This is a genomic window from Erythrobacter donghaensis (assembly GCF_001557325.1).
In the GTDB taxonomy this organism is placed as follows: domain Bacteria; phylum Pseudomonadota; class Alphaproteobacteria; order Sphingomonadales; family Sphingomonadaceae; genus Erythrobacter; species Erythrobacter donghaensis_B.
Window position 1 is genome coordinate 1 of sequence record NZ_LSJS01000231.1, and the last position, 7,928, is coordinate 7,928.

The 7,928-nt window shown below is 65.2% G+C and carries 10 protein-coding genes; 3 read left to right on the plus strand and 7 right to left on the minus strand.

Going from position 1 to position 7,928, the window contains the following annotated elements; translation table 11 throughout:
• The coding region (locus AX692_RS14130; RefSeq protein ID WP_155646325.1) for a recombinase family protein at window positions 1-366 on the plus strand (366 nt) is incomplete at its 5' end.
• 14 nt (window positions 367-380) lie between these two features.
• Here AX692_RS14130 and AX692_RS19750 read toward each other — a convergent pair.
• From AX692_RS19750 to bioB, 5 genes are all read right to left on the minus strand, one after another.
• A complete protein-coding gene (locus AX692_RS19750; RefSeq protein ID WP_066117207.1) occupies window positions 381-581 on the minus strand; it encodes a hypothetical protein in 201 nt (66 codons plus the stop codon).
• Between the two features lie 391 nt (window positions 582-972).
• On the minus strand, window positions 973-2,223 hold the full coding sequence (locus AX692_RS14140) for an adenosylmethionine--8-amino-7-oxononanoate transaminase (RefSeq protein ID WP_066117210.1): 1,251 nt from the start codon (window positions 2,221-2,223) through the stop codon (window positions 973-975).
• Entirely contained in the window at window positions 2,220-2,837 is a 618-nt protein-coding gene (gene bioD, locus AX692_RS14145) for a dethiobiotin synthase (RefSeq protein ID WP_066529982.1), read from the minus strand. Before bioD ends, AX692_RS14140 begins: the two co-directional genes overlap by 4 nt.
• Entirely contained in the window at window positions 2,819-3,961 is a 1,143-nt protein-coding gene (locus AX692_RS14150; RefSeq protein WP_066117216.1) for an 8-amino-7-oxononanoate synthase, read from the minus strand. The genes bioD and AX692_RS14150 overlap by 19 nt, the downstream gene beginning before the upstream one ends.
• Window positions 3,958-4,998, minus strand: a complete 1,041-nt coding sequence (gene bioB, locus AX692_RS14155; protein WP_066117232.1) for a biotin synthase BioB — start codon at window positions 4,996-4,998, stop codon at window positions 3,958-3,960. The genes AX692_RS14150 and bioB overlap by 4 nt, the downstream gene beginning before the upstream one ends.
• 31 nt (window positions 4,999-5,029) lie before the next feature.
• Here bioB and AX692_RS14160 point away from each other — a divergent pair, with 31 nt between their 5' ends.
• Complete coding sequence (locus AX692_RS14160) at window positions 5,030-5,761, plus strand: GntR family transcriptional regulator (RefSeq protein WP_066117217.1); 732 nt, start codon at window positions 5,030-5,032, stop codon at window positions 5,759-5,761.
• 26 nt (window positions 5,762-5,787) lie between these two features.
• Here AX692_RS14160 and AX692_RS14165 read toward each other — a convergent pair whose 3' ends face one another.
• Window positions 5,788-6,414 carry an FCD domain-containing protein gene (locus AX692_RS14165; protein WP_197426104.1) on the minus strand — a complete coding sequence of 209 codons (627 nt, stop codon included), beginning with the start codon at window positions 6,412-6,414 and terminating at the stop codon, window positions 5,788-5,790.
• Window positions 6,415-6,607: 193 nt separating this feature from the next.
• Between AX692_RS14165 and AX692_RS14170 the strand changes: the two genes are divergently transcribed.
• Window positions 6,608-7,186: an FCD domain-containing protein gene (locus AX692_RS14170; RefSeq protein ID WP_066210231.1), complete on the plus strand. Its 579-nt coding sequence runs from the start codon at window positions 6,608-6,610 to the stop codon at window positions 7,184-7,186.
• A gap of 56 nt (window positions 7,187-7,242) precedes the next feature.
• Here the strand turns inward: AX692_RS14170 and AX692_RS14175 are convergent.
• A partial coding sequence (locus AX692_RS14175) for a Tn3 family transposase (protein ID WP_155646326.1) occupies window positions 7,243-7,928 on the minus strand: 686 nt, incomplete at its 5' end.

The following is a 7,928-nucleotide window of genomic DNA, read 5'->3' on the forward strand; positions in this document are numbered from 1 at the left end:
CTTACCAATCCAAGGGCCCAACCTTGGCAACCGCATCAGAGTTTGCAACAGAGCCGCATCCGGATCGAGTTCGTGAAGGAAAGCCTGGCCTTCTCGGGCGAGGATTCCCCGATGGCCAATCTGATGCTCTCGGTCATGGGCGCATTCGCCGAATTCGAGCGCGCCTTGATCCGCGAGCGGCAGCGCGAAGGCATTGCGGTCGCCAGGCAACGCGGCGCTTATCGCGGGCGGAAACGGTCCCTCTCCGATGAAACCCTCGCCGAGTTGCATCGCCGCGTCGCCGCCGGCGAGCGCAAGGCCGCCATCGCCCGCGACTTGGGGATCAGCCGCGAAACCCTATATCAGTATCTCCGCGCGGACGCATGACGCTGATGTTCTCATCATGTCCACCAAATCGTTGTCTGGCGCACAAACCTTGAGGTGACGCCCATTACGACGATCACGCGCTCGATTTTCGCGGCAACAACATCGCGAACGAGCAGGGCGAGCAGTGGGCGGAAAAGGTCAAAAGTCGTTTGGGAAGCGCCTATGCTGTCGACTTCGAGCGGTTCCCTGATGATCCCGCACGGGATCACCTCCATGTTGCGAAACGCCGGAGCTAGATGTTAGCCAAACAGACGCGATGCAAAAGCAAGTCCAGATCCTGCAACAATCATCAGGATCACGAGGAAGATAGTTGGACCACGGCCAAAGCCGCCAGATTTGCCCCTGAAAGTCGGGAGTTGCAGGCCCGTTACGTGGTCAAAGTGGCCGGGCCGAGGATAAATCGGCCTCCCATCCAGTCCGTAGTGATCATGGTCCATCGAGGGTCTCCTCGCCCTGGCCATGATTACCCCGAACGTACTGTCTTTTCAATCATGGCCCATGTTTCTGAGCCCCCTCACTAGCCTAGCCATCTCCACTTTCTGCTGACCCGCCCAAGGAACCGCCTCCTTGCCTTCAGAAGCAAGGAGGCCTTCGATCCAAACAGCTTCAGAGTAGATCCACCACCTCAATGATCGCGTTGTGGACGGCGCCAAGATCCGCATCGTCGATGCAATAGGGCGGCATGACATAGACCGTGTTGCCCAGGGGCCGCAGCAGGACATTTCGGGCCGTGAAGTCCGCCTTCAGACGCGGGGCGAGTTCGGACATATAGCCGCCATCTTCCACCACCACATCGAGCGCGATCACGCTGCCAAGTTGGCGCGTATTGGCCAGGCGTGGGTGCTCGGCAAGGCGAGCAAGACCAGCGGTCTGCCGCCGGGTCAGGTCCGCGATCCGGTCCAGCACCGGCTCCTCGCGCCAGATCGCCAGATTGGCATTGGCCGCCGCGCAGGCGATCGGGTTGGCGGTGTAGCTGGAGGAATGGAAGAACTGCTTCGACCGGTCGGTCGAATAGTGCGCCGCATAGATTTCCGGCGTCGCCATGGTCACCGCAAGGGGCAGCGACCCGCCGGTCAGCCCCTTCGACAGGCACAGGATATCGGGCACGATCCCGGCCTGCTCTGAGGCGAACAGCGTGCCGGTGCGGCCCCAGGCGGTCATCACCTCGTCGGCGATGAACAGCACGCCGTGGGCCGCGCAGATGCGCCGCATTTCGGTCAGCACGCGGGGCGAATAGATCAGCATTCCCCCCGCGCCGAGCAGCAGCGGCTCGACGATAAAGGCCGCCGCATCGCCGCGCGAGCAGGCCTGCTCCAGCGCGTCCAGTGCGGCCTGCTCGCGGCCCTCGGCGGGAAAGGGGATTGTCTCCACATCGAACAGCAGCGGCGCATAGGGCTTGTTGAACACCCCGCGCGCGCCGACCGACATCCCGCCGATGGTATCGCCGTGATAGGAGTGCTCCAGCACCAGGATGCGGTGGCGATCCTCGTCCCGATGCGCGAAATAGCCCAGCGCCATCTTCAGCGCGACTTCGACGCTGGTCGAACCGGAATCGGAAAAGAACACATGGTCCAGCGGGCGCGGCATGATCCGCACCAGTTCGCGGGCGAGGTCTTCGGCAGGCTGGTGGGTCCAGCCCGCGAAGATCAGCTGGTCGAGCCGCTCGCTCTGCGCGCGGATCGCGGCCATCAGCCGGGGATGGCAATGGCCGTGGGTGGTGACCCACCAGCTGGAAATCGCGTCGATCACCCTGCGCCCGTCGGCGGTGAACAGGGTCGCACCCTCGGCGTGGGTGACCAGCGGAATGTCCTCGCCCAGCCCGTGCTGGTGGAATGGGTGCCAGACCGGCGATTTCATAGGAGCTCCGTGCGGATATGGGCGGCGAAGGCGGCGGACAGGCCCTCTGGATCAAGCGGATCGAGCCACGGCAGGCGGCCGAGGTGGCGCACGGCGCCCAGCCGCTCGATCGCCGCTTCGCTGGCGGGATTGGCCTCGCCGCAGAACGCCACGCCGTGCACCGCGATGCCGCGCGCGCGCAGGGCCTCGAGCGAAAGCAGGCTGTGGTTGATCGTGCCGAGCGCGGTCCGCGCCACCAGGATCACCGGTAGGCCCCAGCGCGCGAACAGATCGGCCGCCAGCAGATCGTCGGCAAAGGGCACCAGCACTCCGCCCGCCCCTTCGACCACCAGCGGCCCATCGACCAAGGGCAGTGCGAGCTGGTCCGCCGCGATGGCAACGCCGTCGATCCGCGCAGCCTCGTGCGGTGAACAGGGCGTTGCGAGAACGTGGGCCTCGGGCAAGATCCGGGCCCGCCCGTCGGACAGCGCAGCCACGCGCTGGCTGTCAGTGCCGCCGTCGGTTCCGGCCTGCACCGGCTTCCAGTAAGCCGCGCCAAGGTGGCCCGCGAGGGCAGCGGCGAACACGGTCTTGCCCGCGTCCGTATCGGTGCCGGTTACGACATAGCCGCGCATTGCAGCTCCGCCAGCAGTGCGCCCAGCGCCTCGATTTGCTCAAGGCTGGCGTTGTTGGTGATCGTGATGCGCAGGCGCGATGTGCCGACGGGCACCGTCGGCGGGCGGATTCCGCGCACGTCGAACCCGGCGGCCTGCACTTGGGCTGCCAGCTGCATCGTCCGCGCATCGTCGCCCACGATCAGCGGCAGAATCTGCGATCCGGTGACAGTCGCGCCCAGCGGGGCAAAGACCCGCTCAGCCAGCCGGATCCGCTCCCACAGCCCATCGCGCAAGTGCGGCGCGGCGGTCAGCAGGTTCAGCGCGGCGCGGTTGATCGCGGCGATCAGCGGCGAAGGCGCCGTCGAGAAGATGAAGCCGCGCCCACGGTTGACCAGAAAGTCGATTGCCGCCGCCGGGCCGCAGACCAGTGCGCCCTCGCAGCCCAGCGCCTTGCCGCAGGTGCGCAGGGTGATGACATTGCCGCGCCCGTCAAGGTGGGCGGCAAGGCCGCGCCCGTCCGGCCCGAATACGCCGGTGGCATGGGCCTCGTCGATCAGCAGGATGCCGTCATAGCGATCGGCGATGGCGGCCAGATCGCCGAGCGGGGCCGTGTCGCCATCCATCGAGTAGAGGCTTTCCGCCGCGATCCACACCTGCCCCGTGCCGCCGCCCGCGCGCCAGCGCCGGATTGCCGCTTCGCAGGCATCGGCGCAGTTGTGGGCCACGGCAACGCATTCGGCCCGGCCAATGCGCATCCCTTCGTGGGCGCTGGCGTGGATCAGTTCGTCGTGGACGACCAGATCGCCGCGCTGCGGCAGGGTTGAGAACAGCGCCTCGTTGGCAGCGAACCCGCTGGAGAACCATAGCGCCCGCTCGCAGTCAAAGAACGCGGCGGCCTCGGCCTCCAGCGCCTCGTGCTCGGGGTCGTTGCCGCGCAGCAGGCGCGATCCGCTCGAGCCGATCGGCACCCCGCGCTCCAGCGCCGCGTGCGCGGCATCGGCCAGCAGGGGCGAGCGGGCGAGGCCGAGGTAGTCGTTCGAGGCAAAGTCCGTGCCGGTCTGCGGGCTGAGCCTGCGCCGCCGCGATGCCGCCCCCAGCCGATCCAGATCGGCGGCGTGGGCTGCAAAGCCCCCCCCGTTCACTCCGCAGCCACCAGTACTTCGTCCGCGCGCATCGGTTCTTCGCCTGCCAGCGGCACGATGCCCAGCCGCGCGAACAGCGCCGCATCGCGGCTGTCCCCGGCGTTGGCGGTGGTCAGCAGCTTGTCACCGGTGAAGATCGAGTTCGCCCCGGCCAGGAAAGCCAGCGCCTGCCCCGCATCCGACATCGATTCGCGCCCCGCCGAAAGCCGCACCATGCTCTGCGGCATGGTGATCCGGGCGACGGCGACGGTGCGGACAAACTCGATCTCGTCGATTCGCGCCAGCGGCGTTCCTGCCAGCATGTCGCCCAGCACCGTGCCGGGAATAGGGATCAGCGCGTTGACCGGGACGCTTTCCGGGTGGCGCGGCAGGGTCGCCAGCGCGTGGATGAAGCCGATCCGGTCCTCGCGCGTTTCGCCCATGCCCACGATCCCGCCGCAGCACACCGAAATGCCCGCCGCGCGCACTTCCTCCAGCGTGTCGAGCCGGTCCTGGAAGGTGCGGGTGGTGATGACGTTGCCGTAGTTCTCGGGCGAGGTGTCGATGTTGTGGTTGTAGTAATCGAGCCCGGCTGCCTTGAGGCGGCGGGCCTGATCGCCGTTCAGCATGCCCAGGGTCATGCAGGTTTCCATGCCCATCGCGCGCACGCCCTCGATCATGGCTTCCAGCGCGGGCATGTCGCGGTCCTTGGGGTTGCGCCACGCGGCGCCCATGCAGAACCGCTGCGATCCGGCCGCGCGCGCCTCGGCGGCCGAAACCAGCACGGCATCGATATCCATCAGCTTCTCGGCCTTGACCCCGGTTTCGGCCCCGGCCGACTGGCTGCAATAGCCGCAATCCTCGGGGCAGCCGCCGGTCTTGATCGACAGCAGCGTGCACATCTGCACCTCACCCGCACGGTGCCAGGCACGGTGGGTGCTCTGCGCGCGGAACATCAGTTCGTCGAACGGCAGGTCGAACAGCGCCGTCACCTCCGCGCGGGTCCAGTCGGTACGGGGCTGGTCAGTCCGGGGAACTGTCTGTTGGGTGGCGGTCATGTCCTGCTCCATTTTATCGATAAAAACGGTCATGGCCGACCGCTCGCTCGGCGTGTATGGCGATGCACGTCCGCATGGCACCCGGAATCAGGACCGATTATCGATAATGCCGACTCCAACGACCCAGATCGACAGCGAAGGACTGGTTAGCCGGATTGCGGACGCGCTGGCCGCGCGCATCTTGGCCGGCGAGATCCCGGGCGGCGAGCGCCTGCGCCAGGATGGACTGGCCTATGAATTCGGGGTCAGCCAGGGGACCGTGCGCGAGGCGTTCCGCAAGCTGGAGGCGATCAAACTGGTCGAGGCCCTGCCCCGTCGCGGAGTGCGCGCCACGTTGATCGACGCGGCAGGCGAGCGCGAAATCGCCTCGATGCGCGGGGCGCTGGAACCGCTGGCCGTGCGCAGCATTGCCCGCGCTCCGTCCGCCGCCCACCTCAAGGACCTGCGCGAAATCCTGAAGCGGGGTGACGCGGCAGAAAACCTGTTCGATTCCGAATCGGCCAACCGCGACTTTCACATTGCGCTGGCCCGGCCCTGCGCCATGCCCCGCCTGATTGCCACGATCACCGAGCTGAACCTGGCCTATTCGCGCCATGTGTTCGCCTCTGCGGCGGGCCAGGAGTGGAAGCCGCGCTACAACTTCGATCACTGGCACATCTTCGAAGCCTATGCATCCGGAAAACTCGAGGAAGCAGCTATACTGCTTGCGCGGCACATAAAGTCAGTCGATCGGGTAAACTTGAGACCAAAAGTGGCAGTCTGACGTGTCAGAAGTTCAATTGGACGCTGCTAGGTAACGGGCAAATCAGGATAGCTCTCGATCCGCGCTTCTCCAGTTCGCCGGATCTGGGACGCGGCTTCCTCGAGGTGGAACGCCGCCGCATCGCGCGCGCGCACGGTGTCGCCCGCCTTCATGTAGTCGATGAGCCTCTCGTGCTCAGCGAGCGAACTGCGCGCCTCGTCGAGCTCGAAGTAATTGGCGCCGGCGATCCACACAGCGGGCGGGATGGCCTTGGCATAGCTCGCCCAGGCCGTCTGATTGCCGCCAAGGCGGACCAGTTCGAGGTGGAACTGGTAGTCGAGATATGCGCCGCAGAGCAGGTTCGCAGGCTCATCGGCATCGAGGCCGCGCAGTGCCGCGTGGATCGCGGCGAGATGGCTGAAGTCGCTAGTATTGGCACGCAATGCGGCCTCTGCCGCCGCCATCGCATGGATTGCCCCGGCGAGCGCCAGATGTTCGACAATGCGATCAATCGTCCAGTCGATGATCGTGTAACGGCCATGATCCCTGGCCAGAAGGCCAAGCTCGAGAAGTTCCTCAGCGAGCGAAAGCGCACCCGTCTCCTGCAAATCGTCAAGACCGGGTATCTGGTTTGCCTGGTCGAATCTGCGCCGTTTGCGGGGCTCGCGCAGCACGGCAAAGACGCGCGGTGCAGGGCAAGTAATCCTTCCAAGTGGCCTTGGCTTTGACCTTGTCACCTCTTGTCCGCCCTCCGACACCGCATCCTTCGGATAGTCCGAACCATCCTGATTGGAAAATTCTAAAGGGTTTGTGCTATGGAGCCAACATGCAACGGGGCGGGACTGCTTTCCCCTTGGGGACGATCGATTGGCGAAGGCGCAATCTCTTGTCGAAAGGATTTTCCTCGAACTGAGGTTCGGGGTGCTTGCTGCCCACTACCTGCCTGGTCAAATTATCAGCAAGGACCAGGTGTGCAAGGTATACGACTGCCGCCCCGTCATGGCCGCCGACGCGCTCGGCGCGCTTGTCGCGGAAGGTTACCTGTCCCGGCGCGGACGCGGTGAATTCACGGTACGGACCTGGACAAGAGCCGAAATCATAGACCTATATGACATGCGCGCCTCGCTCGAGGCGATCGCAGCGGCCCGCGCCGCCGAACGCGCGAGCGAGGCGCAGATTTCCTGGCTCCAAAGCGTGGTGGGTAATGCGGGGGATGTATCCGCGACCGATCCCGACGATCTCGAGCGCGTCACGCTTTCAAATCTCGCGTTCCATCTTGAGGTCAGGAAAATGGCGAGGATACCGCGGCTTGCGGAGATGATCTGCCTCGTCCTGCCCAATGCGCTCCACCGGCTGATCGTCTGGTCACAGCATGGCGAAGACGGCGAACATTCGGCGCGCACTCACCGCAAGATTGCCGCAGCGATTGCCGAACGCTCTTCATGAGGGCATAGCGTGGAAGGTACGCTAAACAACGCTAAGGGAGAACAACCGAGGAACGCTTAGGCGGCGAGGCTGTCCGGCGGAAGATTGAGGGCCTTGCGGCCAGCGGAAGCGGCGGCTCGATCCCAGAGGAAATCGCCGGAAAAGGCAATATGCTCCCAGCCAACCGGCGACGTATGGACAAGCAGATCATCGGGGACCGGGGCCGCTGCCGATCGCAGATGCTGGGCGGCGTCGGCCATGTAGATCGTGTTCCAATAGACGATCGCCGCGATGACTAGGTTGAGGCCTGATGCCCGATATTGTTGAGCTTCATGGCTGCGGTCGATGATGCGGCCCTGGCGGAAGGTGTAGATCGCTTGCGTCAGGGCATGGCGCTGTTCGCTGTTGTTAAGGCCGGCATGGCATCGCCGGCGCAGATCGGGATTTTCAAGCCAGTCCAGCATGAACAGGGTCCGTTCGATCTTGCCGATCTCCTGTAGTGCGACGTCGAGCTGGTTCTGCCGTTCGTAGGCGGCGAGCTTTCGCAGCATGACCGACGGCGCGACGTGGCCAGCCTTGATCGACCCCACGAGGCGCAGCACGTCGTCCCATTGTTCATTGATGATGTCGGTGCGGATACGCTTGCCCAACAACGGGGCGATGGACGGATAGGCCGAAACCGGCGCGATCGGCGCAAGCCGCCTGTCCGGAAAGTCGCGCAGGCGCGGGCAGAAGCGAAATCCCAGCATCGCGCACAGGGCGA